This is a genomic window from Streptomyces sp. NPDC052299 (assembly GCF_040679335.1).
GTDB lineage: Bacteria > Actinomycetota > Actinomycetes > Streptomycetales > Streptomycetaceae > Streptomyces.
Genome location: NZ_JBFAUP010000011.1, coordinates 1 through 20721, shown reverse-complemented (window position 1 = coordinate 20721; position 20721 = coordinate 1). Strand labels below are relative to the sequence as shown.

Annotated in this window: 18 protein-coding genes; 17 read left to right on the top strand and 1 reads right to left on the bottom strand. The window is 72.9% G+C overall.

Going from position 1 to position 20721, the window contains the following annotated elements; genetic code table 11:
* Position 1 precedes the first annotated feature (1 nt).
* The 16 genes from AB0L33_RS19845 to AB0L33_RS19770 all read left to right on the top strand — a co-directional run bounded on the left by AB0L33_RS19845 (position 2) and on the right by AB0L33_RS19770 (position 13897).
* The gene (locus AB0L33_RS19845) at positions 2-1264 is read left to right on the top strand and encodes a beta-ketoacyl-[acyl-carrier-protein] synthase family protein (RefSeq protein ID WP_365683107.1); all 1263 of its coding nucleotides are present in this window, start codon (positions 2-4) and stop codon (positions 1262-1264) included.
* Entirely contained in the window at positions 1261-2412 is a 1152-nt protein-coding gene (locus tag AB0L33_RS19840) for a beta-ketoacyl synthase N-terminal-like domain-containing protein (protein WP_365683105.1), read from the top strand. Before AB0L33_RS19845 ends, AB0L33_RS19840 begins: the two co-directional genes overlap by 4 nt.
* Positions 2409-3284, top strand: coding sequence for a beta-ketoacyl synthase N-terminal-like domain-containing protein (locus AB0L33_RS19835; protein ID WP_365683103.1), 876 nt, complete (start codon positions 2409-2411; stop codon positions 3282-3284). The genes AB0L33_RS19840 and AB0L33_RS19835 overlap by 4 nt, the downstream gene beginning before the upstream one ends.
* The gene (locus AB0L33_RS19830; RefSeq protein ID WP_365683101.1) at positions 3281-4129 is read left to right on the top strand and encodes an alpha/beta hydrolase; all 849 of its coding nucleotides are present in this window, start codon (positions 3281-3283) and stop codon (positions 4127-4129) included. The genes AB0L33_RS19835 and AB0L33_RS19830 overlap by 4 nt, the downstream gene beginning before the upstream one ends.
* A complete protein-coding gene (locus AB0L33_RS19825) occupies positions 4126-5106 on the top strand; it encodes a hypothetical protein (protein ID WP_365683099.1) in 981 nt (326 codons plus the stop codon). Before AB0L33_RS19830 ends, AB0L33_RS19825 begins: the two co-directional genes overlap by 4 nt.
* Complete coding sequence (locus AB0L33_RS19820) at positions 5103-5450, top strand: DsrE family protein (RefSeq protein WP_365683097.1); 348 nt, start codon at positions 5103-5105, stop codon at positions 5448-5450. Before AB0L33_RS19825 ends, AB0L33_RS19820 begins: the two co-directional genes overlap by 4 nt.
* A gap of 80 nt (positions 5451-5530) precedes the next feature.
* Positions 5531-6634 carry a beta-ketoacyl synthase N-terminal-like domain-containing protein gene (locus tag AB0L33_RS19815; RefSeq protein ID WP_365683095.1) on the top strand — a complete coding sequence of 368 codons (1104 nt, stop codon included), beginning with the start codon at positions 5531-5533 and terminating at the stop codon, positions 6632-6634.
* Between the two features lie 37 nt (positions 6635-6671).
* On the top strand, positions 6672-6923 hold the full coding sequence (locus AB0L33_RS19810; protein ID WP_365683093.1) for an acyl carrier protein: 252 nt from the start codon (positions 6672-6674) through the stop codon (positions 6921-6923).
* Positions 6923-7327, top strand: a complete 405-nt coding sequence (locus tag AB0L33_RS19805) for a hypothetical protein (RefSeq protein ID WP_365683091.1) — start codon at positions 6923-6925, stop codon at positions 7325-7327. Before AB0L33_RS19810 ends, AB0L33_RS19805 begins: the two co-directional genes overlap by 1 nt.
* Positions 7324-7809, top strand: a complete 486-nt coding sequence (locus AB0L33_RS19800) for a beta-hydroxyacyl-ACP dehydratase (protein ID WP_365683089.1) — start codon at positions 7324-7326, stop codon at positions 7807-7809. The genes AB0L33_RS19805 and AB0L33_RS19800 overlap by 4 nt, the downstream gene beginning before the upstream one ends.
* 22 nt (positions 7810-7831) lie before the next feature.
* Positions 7832-8578, top strand: a complete 747-nt coding sequence (fabG, locus tag AB0L33_RS19795; RefSeq protein WP_365683087.1) for a 3-oxoacyl-[acyl-carrier-protein] reductase — start codon at positions 7832-7834, stop codon at positions 8576-8578.
* Between the two features lie 37 nt (positions 8579-8615).
* The gene (locus tag AB0L33_RS19790) at positions 8616-9257 is read left to right on the top strand and encodes a DsbA family protein (RefSeq protein ID WP_365683085.1); all 642 of its coding nucleotides are present in this window, start codon (positions 8616-8618) and stop codon (positions 9255-9257) included.
* Positions 9258-9259: 2 nt separating this feature from the next.
* On the top strand, positions 9260-9475 hold the full coding sequence (locus AB0L33_RS19785; protein ID WP_365683083.1) for an MbtH family protein: 216 nt from the start codon (positions 9260-9262) through the stop codon (positions 9473-9475).
* Positions 9476-9593: 118 nt separating this feature from the next.
* Positions 9594-10307, top strand: coding sequence for an alpha/beta fold hydrolase (locus tag AB0L33_RS19780; protein ID WP_365683081.1), 714 nt, complete (start codon positions 9594-9596; stop codon positions 10305-10307).
* Positions 10304-11158: an SDR family oxidoreductase gene (locus AB0L33_RS19775; RefSeq protein WP_365683079.1), complete on the top strand. Its 855-nt coding sequence runs from the start codon at positions 10304-10306 to the stop codon at positions 11156-11158. Before AB0L33_RS19780 ends, AB0L33_RS19775 begins: the two co-directional genes overlap by 4 nt.
* A gap of 51 nt (positions 11159-11209) precedes the next feature.
* Positions 11210-13897: a non-ribosomal peptide synthetase gene (locus AB0L33_RS19770; protein WP_365683078.1), complete on the top strand. Its 2688-nt coding sequence runs from the start codon at positions 11210-11212 to the stop codon at positions 13895-13897.
* Here AB0L33_RS19770 and AB0L33_RS19765 read toward each other — a convergent pair.
* Complete coding sequence (locus tag AB0L33_RS19765; protein ID WP_365683077.1) at positions 13888-14481, bottom strand: hypothetical protein; 594 nt, start codon at positions 14479-14481, stop codon at positions 13888-13890. The two genes, AB0L33_RS19770 and AB0L33_RS19765, sit on opposite strands and share 10 nt — an antisense overlap.
* A 154-nt stretch (positions 14482-14635) precedes the next feature.
* On the opposite strand from AB0L33_RS19765, the gene AB0L33_RS19760 reads away from it, so the two are divergent.
* Positions 14636-20721 (top strand): amino acid adenylation domain-containing protein (locus AB0L33_RS19760; RefSeq protein WP_365683075.1); only part of this gene is annotated, 6086 nt, incomplete at its 3' end.

Sequence of the window (20721 nt, the reverse complement as noted above, 5' to 3'; positions counted from 1 at the left end):
CATGACGGCAGTGCGCGGCACCGGCCACGACCGGACCGAGCGGCACCGGGTCGTCCTGACGGGACTCGGTGTGGTCTCCAGCATCGGCCTGGGGGCGAAGGAGTTCCTGCAGGGGCTCCGTGAGGGACGCAGTGGTGCACGGCGCATCACGGTGTTCGACACCGAGGGCTTCGCCCACGCGAACGGGTGCGAGATCACGGACTTCGAACCGAGGGAGTGGATCCACACCCTGGACGTGGAACAGCTCGGCCGCGCCGCGCAGTTCTCCGTCGCGGCAGCCCGGATGGCGCTGGAGGACTCGGGACTCGGTCTGGAGGAGCTGCGCGGCCGTCGCGGCCTGATCTCCATCGGCACGACCGACGGCGAGAGCTACGACCTGGACCAGCTGGTCGAGGGCGAACTCGCCGACGGGATCGGAGCGTTCGACGCCACCGCTGCCCGGCGCATCCCCGCCGGGCGGCTGTCGGTGGCCATCGCCCAGGAACTCGGCCTCCGCGACGTGGAGGCACTCACCATCCCCACCGCCTGCTCGGCGGGCAACTACGCGATCGGCTACGGCTTCGACGCCGTCAGCTCGGGCGAGGCGGAATTCGCCTTCTGCGGCGGGGCCGACGCCATGTGCCGGAAGACCTTCACCGGCTTCTACCGGCTCGGCACCATCGCCCCCGACCGCTGCCAGCCCTTCGACGTCGACCGCAAGGGCATCCTGACCGGGGAGGGGGCCGGCGTCCTCGTACTGGAACGCCTGGACTCCGCGCTGGCCAGGGGCGCCACCATCTACGCCGAGGTGCTCGGCTACGGCCTCAACTGCGACGCGCACCACCAGGTCGCGCCCGACCGCGACAGCGTCGCCGAACTCATGCGGCTGGCCCTGGACAACGCGGGCGTCGCACCCCACGAGGTGGACCTCATATCGGCGCACGGCACCGGCACCAAGGCCAACGACATCACCGAGGCCGGCGCCATCCGGCAGGTCTTCGGAGACACGCCTCCCCGCACCGTCTCCATGAAGTCGATGCTCGGCCACAGCATGGGCGCGGCCAGCGCGCTGGGCGCCATCGGCTGCGCCCTGGCGATCCAGAACCGCTTCATCCCGCCCACCATCAACCACGTCACCACCGACCCCGAGTGCGACGTCGACTGTGTGCCGAACCAGGCGGTCGAGGCCGACCTGCGGATCGTTCAGAACAACGGTCTCGCGTTCGGCGGCAACAACGCGGCGGTACTCCTGGGCCGGTACGACGCAATCAAGGAGGCGTCATGACGATCCGCCCCATCATCGGGATGGGCGCCGTCGCAGCGACCGGCTCCGGGGTCGGCGAACTCTTCGAGAGCCTGTGCCTGGGCCGCACCGGCCGGGCGGAGCTCCGCGGCTTCGACCGCACCCGGTTCCGGGCCCAGCACGCCTACGAGGTGGACGACCGCCCCGTGCCCGGGGAGGACATCCCCGGACGGGCGACCCGGCTCCTGCTCGACGCCATCGGCCAGGCCGCGGCGGACGCCGGACTCGGCGAGGACCTCAGCGGCATCCCCATCCTCATCGGCACCGGACTGCGCGAGCTGCGCTCCCTCGAACTGTGGTGGCGCGACGGCTCCCCGTTCGCCGACTCCGGCCTGCACTTCGGCACCGGTCTGCGCGAGCGCTTCAACGCCGACGTGACCCACACCTTCTCCAACGCCTGCTCCGCCTCCCTGTACGCCCTGGCGCTCGCCTCGGACCTGCTGGACCAGGGCGGGGACGACGGACCCGACACGGTGATCGTCGCCGGCGTCGACGTGCTGACCGAGTCCATGTACGGACTGCTGGAGCGCGTCCACCCGGTGCCGCCCGACCGGGTGCGCCCCTTCGACCGCAACCGCACGGGCGTCCTGATGGGCGACGGCGCCGCGGCGATCGTGCTGCGCCGCACCGACCGCGACGCGCCCCAGGTGCACGGCCGGCTGCGCGGCGTCGCCGTCAACTGCGACGCCTACCACGTCACCGCCCCGTCCCCGGAGGGCATCGCCGAGGCCATGCGCTCCGCGTACCGGCTGGCCGGGGTCAAGCCCGCCGACGTCGACCTGGTGATGCTGCACGGCACCGGCACCCTCCTCAACGACGAGGCCGAGGCCGGCGCGCTGGCCGCCGTGCTCGGCGGTGACGCGGACAAACCGCTGATGACCGCCGTCAAGTCCATGACCGGGCACACCTCGGGCGCCTCCGGTCTGCTCAACCTGATCGTGGGCCTGTGCGCCCTGAACGAGGGCCGGGTGCCGCCGACCGTGGGGCTGGACGACCCGGTCGACGAGGCGGCGCCGTTCCGCTTCGTCACCGGCGAGGCGGCCGCCGGCCGCCGGCTGAACGTGGCGCAGCTCAACGCCTTCGGATTCGGCGGCATCAACGCCGTCACCATCGTGGAGGGAAACCGATGAGCACGCAGCGTGCCGCGGTCGTCGTCACCGGCGCCGCCGTCCTGCTGCCGGGGGCGGACACCGTCAGGGCCCTGGCCGACGGACCCGCGCCCGGCGGCGCCCCCGTCGACCCCGCCGGTTACGTGGGCCGCAAGGGCCTGCGCTACAAGGACCGGGCCACCCAGCTCGGCTACTGCCTGACCGCCGCCGCCCTCGGGGACGCCGGACTCCTCGGCGAGGACGGGCTGACCGTACCCGCCGAGTCCGTCGGCGTGGTCGCCAGCTCCAACTTCGGCAACCTTGACACCGTCGTCCGGGCGCTGGACACCATCCGGGAGGAGACCGTCACGGCCACCAGCCCGATGGACCTGCCGAACGCCTCCAGCAACGTCCTCGCCTCCTCGGCCGCCATCCGCTACGGGCTCCGCGGCCCCAACCTGATGGTGTGCAACGGCGAGACCTCCGGCCTGGACGCCGTCCACTGGGCGGTCACGATGATCACGGCCGGCCGTTCGGCCCGGATGCTGGTCCTCGGCGTCGAGCCCGACAACGAGGTGGTGCGCCGGCTCCTCGGCGGCACCCGCGCCGTGGACGGCGGAGCGGCCCTGCTCCTGGAGTCCCGGACCGCCGCCGCGGAGCGCTCCGCGACCGTACGGGCCGTGGTCGGCCCCTACCGCAGGAGCGCCGCCGCCCCCACACCGGTCCCCGGCCGGCGCTGGACGCTCCCGGAACACCTCGGGCGCGCCTCCGGCGCCCACGGGGTCCTCCAGTGCGCCGCCGCGGTCGGCTGGTTCGACGTCGGCGAGCGCGGCCCGGTCCACGCCGTCGCCGGCACCGCGCAGGACGACGCGAGCGCCGGCCTCGTCCTGCTGGCACCGGAGGCGGCCGGGTGAGCGCCGACCCCGATCCGCGGCCCGTCTCCGTCCAGCGGCGTACCTCCGGCACCGGCCGGCGGATGCTCCTGCTGCACGGCCTCGCCGCCAACGACAGCGTCTGGGACCGCACCGTCGACCGGCTCCCGGCGGACGCCGAGGTCTGGACGGCGCGCCTGCCCTGGCGCACCGACGGCATCGGCGACTGGGGCCAGGAGCCCAACCTCAAGGGCTGGCTCGCCAAGGCCCTCGAAGCGGTGCCCGGCCGCGCCGAGACCGTCGTCGCCCACTCCATGGCCGCCAACGTGCTCCTCGACCTGCTCGACCAGAAGGGCCGGGGCGGCACCGACCCGCTGCGCCACTACGGCATCCGCTCGCTGGTGCTCGTCTCGCCCTTCTTCCGGTCCCGGGCCGACCAGTTCGACTGGGAGTCGATCAGCTACTACCTGAACGACTTCCACCGGATCATGGAGGAGGGGATACGGGTCCACTCGGACGGCCGGCTCCCCGCCGACATCCAGGAGGCCATGGGCAAGCGGGTGCGGGACCGGGTCGGCCCCCACGGCTGGCTCCGCTTCTTCGAGCTCTATCTCCGCACCCCCACCCTCCAGACCTCACGGATCACCGTGCCCACCCTGGTGCTGGCCGGTGAGACCGACTTCGCGGCCCCACCCGCCGAGAGCCTGGCGCTCGCCGCCGCCCTCCCCGCCGCGCACGCCCGCGTACTGCCCGGCTGCGGCCACTTCCCGATGATCGAGGCGGCCGAACGGTTCGCCGAGGAGATCCGGGAGTTCGTCCGACACCCCGCGTCCGCCGCCCCCTTCGCGGCAGCCGCCCCCATCGACGCCATGGAGTCCCAGCGATGACCCTCGTCACGGAAACCGCCGTCAAGGCGCTTCTCAGCACCCCGACCACCACCCAGGTGCGCCCCCGCTACGAGGGCTCCAACATCTGCACCTGGATCGGCTTCAAGCACGTCAACTACCTCGTCGAGGAAGCCGTGCTCGACCACTTCCGGCAGGCCGGGCTCCCGGCCCGCGCGCTGTACGAGACCCACGGCCTCGGCCTCGACCTGGTCTCGGTGGACACCCGCATCCTGCACGCCTTCCACATGGACGACGTCGCCGAGGCGGAGGTCGTGCCGTGGACCCCCAAGGGCGAGGCCGACTCCGCCACCCTCGACTTCAAGGTCACCATCCGCCTGGAGCGCGACGGCGAGACGCTGAAAGCGGTGACCGCCAAGGTGCGGGTGTCGCTGCGCATCGACACCTACCTCGAAGCGGCGGGCGACGTCCCCGCCGAGCTGGCCCGCTACGCCGTCGCCACCCTCGGCGACGACCTGGAGCGCGAGCCCGCCCCCGCGGCCCCGGCCGAGGAGGAGATCCTCGCCTCCCTGACCGCGGGGCAGAACGCCTACGCCTGGAAGTGGAACATCCCGTACCCGTACTGCCACTTCACCGAGCGCATCCAGATGTCCGGCTATCTGCGGCTGATGGAGGAGGGCAAGGACCGCTTCGTCGCCGACCGGGGCATCTCCATCAAGACCCTGCTCGACGACCGCCGCTGGATTCCCGTGGTGCCGCGCTCCGACATCCGCATCCTCGACGAGGCGCTGATGGAGGAGGACCTCTACACCGTCTACACGGTCGAGGAGGTCTTCAAGGACTTCACCTACACCTCCCGCATGGACTTCTACGTGCTCCGCGACGGGAAGCTGGTGAAGACCGCGACCGGCCGGATCGTGCACGGCTACGCGGTCATCGAGAACCGGCGCGACTGGAGCCTGGTCAGCCTCGACCGGCGCGTCGTCGACGCGATCAACGGCACGACGCGGCAGGCGTGACGGAAGCCTGGGCGGACGGCACACCACCCGGGCGGCTGCTCATCGAGAGCCAGGGGCACGGCCCCGAGGCCGCCGGCTTCCGGCGCGACGCCGTCACCCAGGTCCTCACCGGACACTCCGTCCTCCTCTTCCTGGTCCAGGACGGAGTCGTCCTGGCGCTGCCCGGCAGCGACGACGAACTGGACCGGTTCCAGGGGCGGGGCGGAGTGCTCGCCGCGGACGCCCACTCGCTCGCCCAGCGGGGACTGGACACGGTCCCGCTCCGCCCCGGCCTGCGGGTGATCGGCATGGACGAGGTGGCGGGCTGGATCCTCGACCCGGCCGTCCAGGTGGTGTGGCACTGACGGCCCGACAGCCCATTTCTTGTGAGCACCCGCGCGAACGGCGCGCGGGCAGCTGAGAGCGGAAGGAACACGTGACGGTCATGTCCCCAGTCACCACCGGCGCCGGGCGCCCGGTGATCACCGCCTGGTCCGCCGTGTCGTCGTACGGCATCGGCAGGCCGGCGTTCACCGAGGGCCTGCGTGAACGGCGCCCGACCGTCACCGGACTCGGTCCCGAGCAAGCCCCGACACCCGACGGCACCGGTTGCGTCGTCCCGTCCTTCGACATCCGGGGGGTCCTGGGCAAGAAGGGCACCCGCTCCATGGACCGGGTCACTGGCCTCGCCGTCACCGCCGTGGGCTCCCTCCTCGACGACGGCGAGCGCAACCGGGCCGTCGGCACCGGCGAGGGCGCCGCCTTCGCCCTCGGCACCACCACCGGCAGCGCCCAGTCGATGATGGACTTCACCCGGGACTCCCTCACCGGCGACCAGCCCTTCTTCGTCGACCCGGCGCGCTTCCCCAACACCGTGATGAACTGCGCCGCCGGACAGAGCGCCATCTGGTACCAGCTCAAGGGCCCCAACGCCACCATCGCCGGCGGCCGGACCGCCGCCCTCCACGCCCTCAACTACTCGCGCAGGCTGCTCGGTTCGGGCCGCGCCCGCACCGTGCTGTGCGGGGGAGCGGAGGAGTTCTCGCCGGCCCGTGCCTGGCTGGAGCACCACGCGTCGGACGGCGGCACCGCGGCTCCGCTCGGCGAGGGCTGCGCCATGCTGCTCGTCGAACCCCACGACCCCGAGGACAGCGGGCAGCCCGTCCTCGCCGAGCTCCTCGCCGTCGAGCTCGGCGTCGTCATCGACGGCGGTACCGGCCCCGCCCTCGTCTCCTGCCTGCGCTCCGCCCTGCGGCGGGCCGGCGCCGTCCCGGCCCAGGTCGTCGCCGTGGCCCGCTCCGGCGCCCCCGGGCCCGAGGGAAACGACGAGTCCGAGGCCGTGCGCCAGGTCGTCGGGGCTGCCGCTCCGGCCGACCTGACCCCCGCCGGGCTGATCGGTGACACCGGGGCCGCCGCGGCGGCGTTCCAGGCCGCCGCCCTGCTCTCGTACGCGGCCGACCACCCGGACACCGCGGCCGGCCGGATCGGCGTGATCACCTCCGTGGACCGCACCGGCACCGTCGGCTGCGCCCTGCTCGGCCTGCGCTGAGCCCCCCGCCCACCAGCTGTTGAGAGGAACCGGAACGATGCTGGACAAGGAAGAGCTGCGCGCCCTCGTCGCGCGGGTGATGGACGTCGACACCGAAGAGGTGACCGACGACGCCAGGTTCGTCGACGACCTGGAGGTCGACTCGCTGATGGCCCTGGAGATCGTCGTCGTCCTGGAGAAGAAGTACGACGTCAAGGTGCCCGAGTCCGAGCTGAAGCAGATCGTCGACCTGCGCAGCGCCTACGACCTGCTGCGCGGCAAGCTCGATGCCGCCCGGCAGGCCGCCTGATGGCCGCCGCCGGCCCGCTCGCGGGAACGGTCGAGGTGCGGCCGGCCGAGGACGAGTCGCGCACCCGGGCCGGCTTCACCGTCGGCGAGAACGAGACGGTGCTGCCCGGCCACTACCCCGGCTTCCCGATCTTCCCCGGCGTCTGCCTGGTCGAGTGCGCCCACCTCGGCGCGCTCGCCACCGCGCCCGGCGACGCCAAGGACGCCGAACTGGCCGCCGTGGAGTCGACCCGGTTCACCGGACCCGTCTTCCCCGGCGACCGGGTGGAGATCGCGATGGGCTGGAAACGGACCACGGCCGGCGACTGGCAGTGCCGGGCGAAGCTCACCACGGACCGGGGCGACGCCGCGACCGTACGGCTGCGCTACCGCGCCCGGACCATCCGGACGGAGGCGACGGCATGAGCGGCCAGCGCGAGATCAGGGCCCGGCTGCCGCACCGCTTCCCGATGCTGCTCGTCGACCGGCTCGTCGACGTCGTCCCCGGCGAACGCCTCACCGCGCTCAAGGCGGTCACCTGCAACGAGCCCTGGTACGAGAAGCTCGGCCCGCAGAACCCCGACCAGGACTTCGCCTACCCGCCCTCGCTGCTGGTGGAGTCCTGGTGCCAGGCGGCCGGCGTCCTCGCCACCTGGGACGACCCCAACCCGGACGTGCTCCAGGGGCAGGTGATGCTCTTCGGAGCCATGACCGGTGTCGAGTTCCACCGGCCCGTCCTGCCCGCCGAAGTCCTCGAACACCGCGTCCGGCTCGACCGCCGGATCGACGACACCCTCCTGTTCGAGGGCGACAGCCGATCGGCCGGCGAGACGGTCATGACCGTCGGCCGGATCGTCATGACCTTCCGCCCCGCCGAGTCGCTGCGCCCCACCGCGACGACCGGCTGACCGCAGACCACGGAGAGACAACATGGGAGACAGTGCGCGCCGGGTGGCCCTCGTCACCGGCGGATCGCGCGGCATCGGCCGGGCCACGGTCCTCGCCCTCGCCCGCGACGGCTACGACGTCGCCTTCTGCTACCGCTCGGACGACGGGGCCGCCCGCGCCGTGGAGAAGGAGGCCGCCGAGAGCGGGGGCACCGCGACGGGCACCCGCGTCGACGTGACCGACGCCGCCGCCGTACGCGCCTGGGTCACCGCCACCGAGGACCGGTGGGGACACATCGACGCGGCCGTCACCGCCGCCGGCATCACCCGGGACAACCCGCTCGTCCTGATGGAGGACGAGCAGTGGCGCCAGGTCATCGACACCAACCTCGACGGCGTCTACCACGTCTGCCGGGCCGTCGTCTTCGGCATGATGAAGCGACGCGCCGGGGCCGTCGTGAACCTCTCCTCGGTCGCCGGGGTGTACGGACACGGCACCCAGACCAACTACTCCGCGTCGAAGGCCGGGATCATCGGCTTCTCCCGCGCCCTGGCCAAGGAGGCCGGCCGCTCGGGCATCCGGGTCAACGCGGTCGCCCCCGGGTTCATCGAGACCGACATGGTCGCCGCGATGAACGACAAGGCCCGCAAGGAGGCGCTGTCCTCGATCCCGCTGCGCCGCATGGGCACCGCGGAGGAGGTCGCCGACCTGGTCGCCTACCTGGTCTCCGACCGGGCCGCGTACATCACCGGAGCCGTCCTGCAGATCGACGGCGGCATCACCATCTGACCCACCCCCACCCGTACTACCCCGATCGGAGGCGGTGATGGCACGAAGAGGACCGCGCTGGTACTTCTCGTTCCGCAGCCCCTACTCCTGGATGGCCTACCGGGACCTGCTCGGTCAGTACCCGGACGTGGCCGAGCAGATCGAATGGCTGCCGTTCTGGGAGCCGGACGAGCCCGCCCTCGACCACCTGGAGCGCAACAACATCACCCTGCCGTACGTGCCGATGTCCAAGGAGAAGCACCTCTACATCCTCCAGGACGTGCGCCGGCTCAGCCGGGCCCGCGGCCTGGACATGGTGTGGCCCGTCGACACCGAACCGCGCTGGCACGTCTCCCACCTCGCCTACCTCGCGGCCCAGGAGATGGGCGCCGGACGGGAGTTCATCGCCGAGGTCTACCGGGCCCGCTGGGAGCGCGGCGAGGACATCTCGGACCCCGACACCATCCGCCGGGTCGCCAAGGACCTGGGCCTGGACCCGGAAGCGCTCGCCGGGGCCCACGAGAACGACGAGGTGCGCGCACGCGGTCACGCGGCCCTCGACTCCCTGCACCGCGACGGGGTGTTCGGCGTCCCGTACTTCATCAGCGGCTACGAGAAGTTCTGGGGCGTGGACCGGCTGCCCGACTTCGTCGCGGACGTCCGCGCCCGTGCCACCAAGACCACCGTGAGGAAAGGCTGACCATGACCACCAACCCCTTCGAGAACGACGACGCCCGCTACCTGGTCCTCGTCAACGAGGAGAACCAGCACTCCCTGTGGCCCGCCTTCGCCGAGGTCCCGGCCGGCTGGACCGTGGCGCACGGCGAGGACACCCGTCAGGCATGCCTCGACCACATCGAATCCCACTGGACCGACATGCGGCCGAAGTCACTGGCCGACGCCATGGACGCCGCCTGACACCCCCGCCGGGCGGCTGGGCAACGGGCGTTGGCAGCAATCTGCAACGCCCGTTGCCCGGGGGCCCGGGCGGTGTGAACGTGGCACTCAAGCAGCTGACGAGAAAGCGACGCCGCTCATGACTCACTCACTGGTCTGCCTCCCCTTCGCGGGCGGCGGAGCCGGCTTCTACCGCGCCTGGAAGAACCTTCCCGGGCACGCGCCGGGCATCGTGCCCCTGCAGCTCCCGGGCCGCGAGGAGCTGTTCGTCGAAGAACCGTTCCGGGACGCCGCCGCGGCGGCCGACGCGCTCGCCCCGACCGTCGCGGCCCTCACCGGAGGCGGGCCCGTCGCCCTCTTCGGGCACAGCCTCGGCGCCGTACTCGCCCACGAGGTCGCCCGGCGCCTCGAACAGGACCCCGCCGTCGAACTGACCCACCTCTTCGTGAGCGGGTCCCCGGGGCCCTGGACCGGGCGCAGCCGCCGGGCCACCGGACTCGACGACGACGCGTTCCTGGAGCGCGTACAGGAGTTCGCGGGATACCGGCACGACGCCCTCGCCGACCCCGACATGCGGGAGCTGCTGCTGCCGGTCCTGCGGGCGGACGTGGAGATGCACGAGAACTACCGGCCCGCCACCGACGAACCGCTGCGCACCCCCGTCACCTCGCTGCGCGGCACCGAGGACCGGCTGGTCAGCAGGGACGAAGCGGCCGAGTGGCAGCACGCCACCACCGGCCCGTTCCGGCTCGTCGAACTCGCCGGCGAACACATGTACCTCACCGAGTCGCCGCTGCCGCTCCTCGAAGCGATCGGCGACGCCCTGCGCCTCCAGCCGGAACCGCGGCCATGACGCGTACGGCGGACAACATCCGGGGCGGGCAGCTGCGGGACCGGACCGTCGTGGTGACCGGCGCCGCCCGCGGGCTGGGCCGCGCGTGCGCCGAGCGCTTCGCCCGGGAGGGCGCCGACCTGGTCCTCGTCGACGTCGCGGCGGACGTGCCGGGGGTGCCCTACCCCCTGGGCTCGGCGGGCCAGCTGGAGCACACCGCGAAGCTCTGCCGCGCCCAGGGCGCGGCGGTCCTGACCGCCGCCGCCGACGTGCGCGACCCGGAGGCGGTACGGGAGGTGGCGCGGCAGACCCTCGACCGGTTCGGGACGATCGACGTGCTGCTCAACGGCGCGGGCATCGCCGCCCCCTCGGGCAAGGCCGTCCACGAGATCAGCGAGGACGAGTGGGACCTGATGGTCGGCATCGACCTGACGGGTGCCTGGCGGATGACGAAGGCCGTGATCCCGGCCATGATCGAGCAGCGCTCGGGCAGCGTCATCAACGTGGCGTCCACCGCCGGCCTCGTCGGCTACCGCCACTTCGCCGGCTATGTGGCGGCGAAGCACGGACTCATCGGCCTCACCAAGGCCGCGGCACTCGACTACGGCCCCTTCCGGGTCCGGGTGAACGCCCTGTGCCCCGGCTCGGTCCGCGACGACCCGCTCCACGAGGGCCGGATGCTGGCGGAGATCGCCCGCTCCCTCGACGTCGACGTGGACGAGCACGAGGAGATCTTCGTGCAGTCCCAGCCGATGAACACGCTCATCGAACCCCAGGACATCGCCGGCGCGGCCCTCTGGCTCGCCGGGGACGACTCGTGCCAGGTCACCGGCACCACCCTCACCGTCGACGGCGGGTTCAGCGCCCGCTGACGGCCCCGGCCCCCTCCCCGTCCCTCCCGCACTGCCTTCAGGAGTCCGCCCATGTCGAGAAGTCAGGCCAGGCGCTGTCACAGCCTCGTGGTCCGCGTGCCCGGCCCGGTCGATGCCGCGGAGCTGCGACAGCGCCTGCGCGCCGGAGCGGCCGAAGCCCGCCTCGACACCGGGGAGTTGCGGCTGTGGGAGGAGCCCCTGCCCTTCGGGGCCACGGACCCGGCCGCCGCGCACCGGCGCCGCCGGGAGGCCGAACGCCCGCTGCACACCTCGGCCCTCCCGCTGCGGGCCGTACTGCTGCGTTACGCGGACGGCGACGCGGACCTCGTCCTGGTGGCCCGTCACGAACTCGCCATCGGCGGAGCCCCGTTCACCTTCGGGCGGAGCGACACACCCACCGGCGCCGCGGCCGGGCCGCGGCCCGCTCTGGAATGGGGCCTCGGCGCCCCCGCCGACGCGGGCCGCACCGGCGAGGTGACCGTGCCGCTCCCCGCCGGACTGCGTGCCGGACCCGCCCTGCTGGTGGGAGCGGTCGCCCTGGTCCTCGCGCGGTACGGCGCGGGCGCGCCGGTCGACGAGACGCGGCGGACCGCCGACTACCTGGCCGATTGGGAGAACACCGGGACCGACGGCCCGCCCGCCCTGCCCGGTACCGGGGTCGGCCTCCGCGTCGAGCGGGCCACGCCGGGCGCACGCAGGCTCCACTCCCTCGCCCCCGAACTCCCCGCCGAGCTGCACTTCACCCTGCACGACGGCGACCGGGCCTCCGGGCTGCTCCGCCACGACCTGGGCGAGCTGGCCCCGGTGGTGGCCGAGCGGTTCGCCGGCCATGTGGCGCACGTCGCCGCCCAGCTGGCCGCCGCCCCCGAGCAGCCGCTCGACGCGGTCGCACTGCTGACACCGCAGGAGACCGAGGCGGTGCTGCGGCTGGGCGTCACCCCCGCCACGGACACCCGCACGGCCGGCCGCACCGTGCACGGGCTCTTCGCCGACGTCGCCCGCAGGCAGCCCGACGCCGTGGCCGTCACCGCCGGCGACACCCGCCTCACCTACGCCGAACTCGACGCCACCGCCGAGCGGACCGCGGCCGGCCTGCGCGCGCTCGGCGTCGCCCCCGGCTCCATGGTCGGCGTCGCCCTGGAACGCGACGCGGACCTGGTGGCGACCCTGCTCGGCGTCCTCAAGGCCGGCTGCGCCTACGTCCCGATGGACCTGCGCTACCCCGAGGAGCGCCTGCGCTACACGGTGGAGAACGCGGGCATCACGGTCGTCGTCGGCGGCGTCGACGAGACGTTCCCCCCGGCCGACGGGGTACGGGTCGTCACACCCGGCGAACTGCGCACCCTCGGCCGGGGCGCCGGACCGGCCGCACCGGCGGACGATCCGGCGGCCCCCGCGTACGTCATCTACACCTCGGGCTCCACCGGCCGGCCCAAGGGCGTCGTGGTGCCGCACCGGAACGTCGGCGCCCTGCTCGACGCGACCCGCGAGGACTTCGCCCTCGGCACCGGCGACGTCTGGACCCTCTTCCACTCCAGCGCCTTCGACTTCTCCGTCTGGGAGATCTGGGGCTGCCTGCTCACCGGCGGGCGCCTGGTGGTCGTCGACCACTGGGTCACCCGGGACACCGAACTCTTCTACGACCTGCTGATGGCCGAGCGCGTCACGGTGCTCAGCCAGACCCCGTCCGCCTTCGCCCAGGTGATCGAGGCGGATCGGCGGCGGCGCGAACCCCTCGCGGTACGCCTGGTCGTCTTCGGCGGCGAACCGCTGGACGTCCGGATGCTCGCGCCGTGGTTCGCCCGGCACCCGCACACCGGGTGCCGGCTGGTGAACATGTTCGGCATCACCGAGACGACGGTCCACGTCACCGCGCACACCGTCACCCCCGCCGATGTGGCGGTCGCGGGCCGCCGGGTCGGCCGCGCCCTGCCCGGCTGGACCCTGTCGGTCCGCGACCCGCGGGGCAGGCTGCTCCCGGTCGGCGCCGCGGGGGAGATCTGCGTCGGCGGCGCCGGTGTCGCGGACCGCTACCTGGGCCGCCCGGACCTCACCGCGGAACGCTTCGTCGAGGACCCGTACGGCGGCGGGCGCGTCTACCGCAGCGGCGACCGGGGGCGGCTGCGCCCGGACGGCGGCCTCGACCACCTCGGCCGGCTGGACAGCCAGGTCAAGGTGCGCGGCCACCGGATCGAACTCGACGAGATCCGCAACGTGCTGCTGGGCCATCCCGCGGTCTCGGCCGCGGCGGCCGTGCTCAACCACGACGTGCCGGCCGACCCGGCGACCGCCCGCATCGACGCCTACGTGGCGCTGCGCGAGGGGGCCTCCACCGCCGATGTCCTCGCCCACGCCAGGGGCGTGCTGCCCGCGTACATGGTCCCGGCCTCGCTGACGGCGCTGCCCGCGATCCCGCTGACCATCAACGGCAAGGTCGACACGGCCGCGCTGCCGGCTCCGGTGGCCGCGGGCCGGGAGGAGCGGGCCGTGCCGGGCGGCGCCCCGGCCGAGGAGCACGACCCGCAGGCCGCGCAGATCCTCAAACTCTGGGGACATGTGCTGAACACCGAGGTGACCGAGAAGGACAATTTCTTCGAGCTCGGCGGGAATTCCCTGCTCGTGATCCGGGTCCTGCGCGAGATGCGGGAAATCGGCCTGCCGAAGGTCACGACCCAGGAGTTCTACCGCAACTCGACGGCAGGCCGGTTCATCGAACTCGTACGAAACTCTCAGGGCTGATCCGGGACCTGATCCGCCGACCGGCCGCCGGGATTCCCATCGGAACCCTTCCGGCGGCCGTCGACGCGTCGCTTGATCGCAGAGAGCAGGGCGATACGGATCATTCCGCTCGGAATGCGGATCAGGAACCAATAGCGGCCGAAGTTGCGCCGGGTCCGCTCATCCGTCGCGAATATCCGGGTCTCCGTCGTCAATACGCCGGCCGCATAGTGCATATTGAAACCGACCTTGGTGCAGCCCGGTTCCGCGTAGTCCCTGAACACCTCGTGCATCGGCCGGTCCGGGCGCACCGGACCGGCCTGCGAGCCGATGCCGCCGTAGAGCAACTCGTCCTCGGACAGCTCCAGTACGGTGTCCCCGCCCATCGCGAAGTCGTCCAGGACCTTCCCGTCGGCCCGCAGCTTGTTCCGCGTGAAGGCCAGGAAGAAGCGCGCCACCGGGGCCTCGCGCCAGGTCATCTCGCGCGCCGCGCGCAGCACTTCCTCACGGGGCGCCGAAACAGCCACCCAATGCCGTTCACGGAAATGCCATTGCGGCATGTGGCGGTCCAGCAGGGTGGCTTCTGATTTCACGTCTCCGGTCATGTTCGTCACGCTAGCACGCGGCCTCCGCCCCAGGGGTGGCAACTTTCTGCAACAGCCGTTGTCCCTGCGGAAACCCGACTGTAGACATGGTCCTGTTGTCCTGCGGCATTTCTTTTCCGTGCTTGTTCCGTCATTTCATTGAGGGTGAGTAGCTGTGTCTGACCTTCCGGGCGCCCTTCTGCCGTTGACCGCTGCCCAGTCGGGCGTCTGGTACGCGCAGCAGTTGAATCCGCAGAACACGATCTTCAACATCGGCGAGTTCCTGGAAATCAGCGGCCCGGTCGACGCCGCCCTCTTCGAGACCGCGCTCCGGCACGTCGTCCGCGAGGCCGACACGCTGCGTCTCCGCTTCGTCGACGCGGAGGCCGGCCCCGCCGCCCGCGTCGTCCCGGCCGACGCCCTCGACTGGTCCCTGCACGTCGTCGACGTCAGCGGCGAGCGCGACCCGTGGGCGGCGGCCCGCGCCTGGATGGACGAGGACTTCGCCAGGCCCCTGGACCCCGAGCACGACCAGCTGTTCCTCTTCGCCCTCTTCAAGCTCGCCGACGACCGCCACCTCTGGCTGCACCGCTACCACCACCTGCTGCTCGACGGGTTCACCGTCAACCAGGTCGTCCACCGCACCGCCGCCGTGTACTCGGCGCTGGTGGCCGGCGAACCGGTCCCGGCGACCCCGTTCGCCCCGCTGGCACAGCTGCTGGACGAGAAGGCCGCGTACCGGGACTCCGAACGCTTCGGCACCGACCGGGGCTACTGGATCGACCGGCTCAAGGACTGCCCCGCGCCGGTCAGCCTCTCCGGCGCACAGCCCTCCCTGGCCACCTCCCTGGTCCGCCGCACCGCCCGGCTCGACCCGCTGGACACCGACCGCCTGCGCACCCTGGCGAGCGAGGTCGCCGTCACCTGGCCGCCCGCTTTGATCGCGGCCGTCGCCGCCTGGATGCAGCGCCTGACCGGCGAGCCCGAGATCGTGCTCGGCCTGCCCGTCTCCACCCGCCTCGGCAAGCGCGCCCGCAGCGTCCCCGGCATGGTCTCCAACGTGCTGCCGCTGCGGGTCGCCGTGCGGCCCGGGATCACCGTCGGGGAACTTCTGCACGAGGTCTCGGCGGAGCTGCGCGCCGCGATGAAGCACCAGCGCTACCAGTTCGAGGACCTGCGCAGGGACCTCGGCATGCTCGCCGACGACCGCCGGCTCGTCGGCCCGCACGTGAACATCATGATCCTCGACTACGACCTCACCTTCGGCGGACACCCGGCCCGGCCGCACAGCCTCTCCATCGGCCCGGCCGACGACCTCTCGTTCCAGGTGTACGACCGGGGCACCGACGGCGGACTCCAGATCGACTTCGACGCCAACCCCGACCACTACACCGACGACGACCTGGGCACCTACCTGGCCACGTTCCTCGGCTTCCTCAACGCCCTCGGCGCGGCCGAGCCCGGCCGGCGCGTGGACTCCCTCGCACTGGACACCGCCCGCCTCGCACCGCTGCGCGCCGCCGCCGCACCGGCGCCGGAGGCCAGGGCCGAGCAGGCCGAGGCCGTTCCCGAGGCCGTCGCCCCCCGCACCCCCGAGGAGGAGGCCCTGCGCGGCCTCTTCGCCGACGTCCTCGGCCGGGCCGTCCACTCCGTCCACGACAACTTCTTCCTGCTGGGCGGCAGTTCCCTCCAGGTCACCCGGCTCGTCGGCCGCATCCGCAAGGAGCTGGGGGCCGAACTCACCCTGCGCACCGTGTTCGAGAACGCCACGGTCGCCACGCTCGCCGATGCGCTCGGCCTCGCCGGCGGCGCCCGGCGGGCCCTCACGGCCCACACCCGGCCGGATCACCTCCCGCTGTCCGCCGCGCAGAACCGGCTGTGGTTCCTCAACCAGATGGAGAGCGGCGACACCTCGTACAACGACGGGCTCGTCGTCGAACTCTCCGGCCGCCCCGACACCGACGCGCTGCGCGCCGCCCTCGCCGACGTCGTCGCACGCCACGAGAGCCTGCGCACCGTCTTCCCGCTCCGCGACGGAGTCCCGTACCAGCACGTGCTTCCGGCCGCCGACGCGCGTCCCCACCTGACCGTCACCGACACCGCCGTCGACCGGCTCGACTGCGTCCTCGCCGACGCGACCGCGCGCGGCTTCGACCTGGCCGCCGAACTCCCCATCCGCGCGGCCCTGTTCACCATCTCCCCGGACCGGCACGTGCTGCTCGTCGTGGTGCACCACATCGCCGGCGACGGATGGTCGGTCGCCCCCTTCACCCGCGACCTGAGCCGCGCCTACTCCGCCCGGCTCGGCGGTCTCGCCCCGGAGTTCGCACCGCTGCCGGTGCAGTACGCCGACTACACCCTCTGGCAGCAGGACCTGCTGGGCGACGAGAGCGACCCGCACAGCCTCCTCGCCCAGCAGATCGCGCACTGGAAGGACGTCCTCGCCCACCTGCCCGAGGAGCTGGCCCTTCCCGCCGACCGGCCCCGTCCGGCGGTCGCGAGCCACCGCGGAGGCCACCTCGGCCTCCGGCTCACCGCACGGACCCACGAGCGCCTGACCGCCCTCTCGCGGGAGAGCGGCGCCAGTGTCTTCATGGTCGCCCAGGCCGCCCTGGCCGCCCTGCTGGGCCGGCTCGGCGCCGGCGACGACATCCCCGTCGGCACCGTCATCGCCGGCCGCACCGACGAGGCACTGGACGACCTGGTCGGCTTCTTCGTCAACACCCTGGTGCTGCGCACCGACCTGTCGGGCGACCCCACCTTCCGGGAGCTGGTGGAACGGGTCCGGGAGACCGACCTGGCCGCGTACGCCAACCAGGACGTGCCCTTCGAGCGCCTGGTCGAAATCCTCAACCCGGTGCGCTCGATGGCCCGGCACCCCCTCGCCCAGGTCACCCTCGCCCTGGAGGACAACGCCGCACCCGTCCTCGACCTGCCGGGGCTGACCGCGACGGCCCGCAGCCTGGAGACCGACACCGCCAAGTTCGACCTCTCCTTCCGGCTGGGGGAGCGCTTCACCGACGACGGCCGGCCCGCCGGTGTCGAGATCCGGATCGAGTACGCCCTCGACCTCTTCGACCCCGCGACCGCGCGCACGATCGGTGACCGCTTCCTCCGGCTCTTCGACGCCGTCACCAGCGACCCCGACACCCGCATCGGCGCCGTCGACGTCCTCTCCGCCGACGAACGGCAGCGGGCCCTCGTCACCTGGAACGACACCGCGCGGGACGTCCCGTACGCCACCACCCCGGAACTCTTCGCCCACCAGGTCCGCAGCACACCCGACGCCACCGCCCTGGTCTTCGAGGACACCGCGCTCACCTACCGCGAACTCGACGACCGCGCGGCACGCCTGGCCCGGCTCCTCCACGAGCACGGCGTCCGGCGGGGCGATCGCGTGGCCGTGGCACTCGGCCGCTCGGTCGGCACGATCGTCTCCCTCCTCGCGACGATGAAGGCGGGCGCGGCCTACGTACCGGTCGACCCGGCCTACCCGGCCGAGCGGATCGCGTACATCCTCGGCGACGCCCGCCCCGCCCTCGTCCTCAGCGACACCGCGCACCGGACCGCCCTGCCCGGCGACGGGCCGGCGCTGCTGCTCCTCGACGACACACGGCTCCCCGCAGATGGGCTCGACCCGGCCCCCCTCACCCCGCTCGACGCCGCGTACGTCATCTACACCTCGGGCTCCACCGGCCGCCCCAAGGGCGTCGTGGTCAGCCACACCGGCGTCGCCAGCATGGCCGCCGCGCACCGCGAAGCGTTCGGCGGCGGCGAGGGCCACCGGGTACTGCAGTTCTCCTCGCCCAGCTTCGACGCCTCCATCTGGGAGATCCTCACCACGCTGCTCTGCGGCTCCACCCTGGTCCTCGCCCCGGCCGAACGGCTGGCCGCCGGCGAACCCCTCGCCCGGCTCCTCACCGACCAGCGCGTCACCCATGCCACCCTGCCCCCGGTCGTCCTCGCCGCCATGGGCGACGCCCGGCTCCCCGACGGCATGACCCTGGTCACCGCCGGCGAGGCGTGCTCCCCGGAACTCGTCGCCCGCTGGTCCGAAGGCCGCCGCATGGTCAACGCCTACGGCCCCACCGAGTCGACGGTCTGCGCCAGCATGAGCGCCCCGCTCCGGGCCGGCACCGGCGCGCCCCCGATCGGCCGCCCCATCACCAACACCCGGGTGTACGTGCTCGACGCCTCCCTCCAGCCGGTGCCCGCGGGCGTCCCCGGCGAGCTGTACCTCACCGGCGCGGCCCTCGCCCGCGGCTACCTCGGCCGCCCCGGACTGACGGCCGAACGCTTCACGGCCGACCCCCACGGCGCACCCGGCGCCCGCATGTACCGCACCGGCGACCTCGTCCGGTGGACGGACGACGGCGAGCTGCGCTACCTCGGCCGGGTGGACGACCAGGTCAAGATCCGGGGCTTCCGCATCGAACTCGGCGAGATCGAGGGCGTCCTCCTCGGACACGAGAGCGTCGCCCAGGGGACCGTCGTCGTCCGTGAGGACCGCCCCGGCGACAAGCGCCTCGTCGCCTATGCCGTCCCCGCCTCCGACACCGCCGACCCCGCCGAGCTGCGCGCGCACATCGCCGCCGCGCTGCCCGACTACATGGTCCCGGCCGCCGTGCTGCTGCTCGACGCCCTGCCGGTCACGACCAATGGCAAGCTCGACCGCAGGGCGCTTCCCGCCCCGGACTTCACCGCGTCCGGCGACGGCCGGGCCCCCCGCACCCACCGCGAGAACCTGCTGTGCGGCCTGTTCGCGGAGGTCCTGGGCCTGGAACGGGTCACCGTCGACGACAGCTTCTTCGACCTGGGCGGCCACTCGCTGCTCGCCACCCGCCTGATCAGCCGCATCCGCTCCGTCCTCGGCGTCGAACTCACCGTGCGCGCCCTCTTCGAGACGCCCACCGTCGCGGCACTCGCCGCCGTTCTCGACGACGCCGAGGGCGCCCGCGAGCCGCTGCGCCCGCGCGAGCGCCCCGCCGAGATCCCCCTCTCGCACGCACAGCGCCGGCTCTGGTTCCTCGCCCACCTGGAGGGCCCGAGCGGCACCTACAACCTGGGCCTGTCGCTGCGGCTGCGCGGCACCCCCGACCCGGCCGCGCTGGAAGCCGCGCTCGCCGATGTGACGGGACGCCACGAAGCGCTGCGCACCCTGTTCCCCGACGTCGACGGCCGCCCCCGTCAGCTCGTCCTGGACGCCTCGGACCCGGCGGCCCGGCCCCGTCTGCACCGGACCGACGCCACCGCCGACACCCTCGACGACACCCTGGCCACGATCGCCGCCGAGGGCTTCGACCTGGTCCACGCGATACCGGTCCGCGCCCACCTGGTGACCGTCGCGCCCGACGACCACGTGCTGCTGGTCGTGGTGCACCACATCGCGGGTGACGGCTGGTCCCTCGCGCCCCTGGCGCGTGACCTGAGCGAGGCGTATGCGGCGCGTGCGGGGGGTGGTGTGCCGGGGTTCGGGGCGTTGCCGGTGCAGTACGCGGATTACACGTTGTGGCAGCGGGATGTGCTGGGGGACGAGGCGGACCCGGTCAGTGAGTTGTCGCGGCAGGTGGACTTCTGGCGTGGGGCGTTGGCGGGTCTGCCGGAGGAGCTGGTGCTTCCGGTGGACCGCCCGCGTCCGGCGGAGATGAGCTACCGGGGCGACACCGTCCCCTTCCACATCCCGGGCGAACTTCACGCCCGGCTCGGCGAGCTCGCCCGCACCACCGGCACGAGCCTCTTCATGGTCGTCCAGGCCGCCCTGGCCACCTTGCTGCACCGCCTCGGCGCGGGCACCGACATCGCCCTGGGCTCGCCCGTCGCGGGCCGCACCGACGAGGCGCTGGACGACCTGGTCGGCTTCTTCATCAACACGCTGGTCCTGCGGACCGATGTGTCGGGCGACCCGACCTTCGCCGAACTCCTGGACCGCGTGCGGGAGACGGACCTCGCGGCCTACGCCAACCAGGACGTGCCGTTCGAGCGGCTGGTCGAGGTCCTGAGCCCCGAGCGTTCCATGGCCCGCCACCCGCTCTTCCAGGTCTCGCTGCAACTGCAGAACATCCCGTCGGCCGACCTCGAACTCCCCGGCATCGAGGTGAGCCGGCAGCCGGTCCGCCTGGACACGGCGAAGTTCGACCTCTCCTTCACCCTCGCCGAGACGTCGGGCGGGATCGAGGGGAGCGTGGAGTTCGCGGTCGATCTGTTCGACCGGGTGTCGGTGGTGGGTCTGGTGGAGCGCCTGGTGCGGGTGCTGGAGGTGGT

Coding starts and splice junctions, on each gene's coding strand:
- AB0L33_RS19770 (WP_365683078.1), top strand. CDS start 11,210: ATGTCGAGAAGTCAGGCCAGGCGCTGTCACAGCCTCGTGGTCCGCGTG.
- AB0L33_RS19805 (WP_365683091.1), top strand. CDS start 6,923: ATGGCCGCCGCCGGCCCGCTCGCGGGAACGGTCGAGGTGCGGCCGGCC.
- AB0L33_RS19845 (WP_365683107.1), top strand. CDS start 2: ATGACGGCAGTGCGCGGCACCGGCCACGACCGGACCGAGCGGCACCGG.
- AB0L33_RS19810 (WP_365683093.1), top strand. CDS start 6,672: ATGCTGGACAAGGAAGAGCTGCGCGCCCTCGTCGCGCGGGTGATGGAC.
- AB0L33_RS19825 (WP_365683099.1), top strand. CDS start 4,126: ATGACCCTCGTCACGGAAACCGCCGTCAAGGCGCTTCTCAGCACCCCG.
- AB0L33_RS19765 (WP_365683077.1), bottom strand. CDS start 14,481: ATGACCGGAGACGTGAAATCAGAAGCCACCCTGCTGGACCGCCACATG.
- AB0L33_RS19840 (WP_365683105.1), top strand. CDS start 1,261: ATGACGATCCGCCCCATCATCGGGATGGGCGCCGTCGCAGCGACCGGC.
- AB0L33_RS19780 (WP_365683081.1), top strand. CDS start 9,594: ATGACTCACTCACTGGTCTGCCTCCCCTTCGCGGGCGGCGGAGCCGGC.
- AB0L33_RS19800 (WP_365683089.1), top strand. CDS start 7,324: ATGAGCGGCCAGCGCGAGATCAGGGCCCGGCTGCCGCACCGCTTCCCG.
- AB0L33_RS19785 (WP_365683083.1), top strand. CDS start 9,260: ATGACCACCAACCCCTTCGAGAACGACGACGCCCGCTACCTGGTCCTC.
- AB0L33_RS19835 (WP_365683103.1), top strand. CDS start 2,409: ATGAGCACGCAGCGTGCCGCGGTCGTCGTCACCGGCGCCGCCGTCCTG.
- AB0L33_RS19790 (WP_365683085.1), top strand. CDS start 8,616: ATGGCACGAAGAGGACCGCGCTGGTACTTCTCGTTCCGCAGCCCCTAC.
- fabG (WP_365683087.1), top strand. CDS start 7,832: ATGGGAGACAGTGCGCGCCGGGTGGCCCTCGTCACCGGCGGATCGCGC.
- AB0L33_RS19815 (WP_365683095.1), top strand. CDS start 5,531: ATGTCCCCAGTCACCACCGGCGCCGGGCGCCCGGTGATCACCGCCTGG.
- AB0L33_RS19775 (WP_365683079.1), top strand. CDS start 10,304: ATGACGCGTACGGCGGACAACATCCGGGGCGGGCAGCTGCGGGACCGG.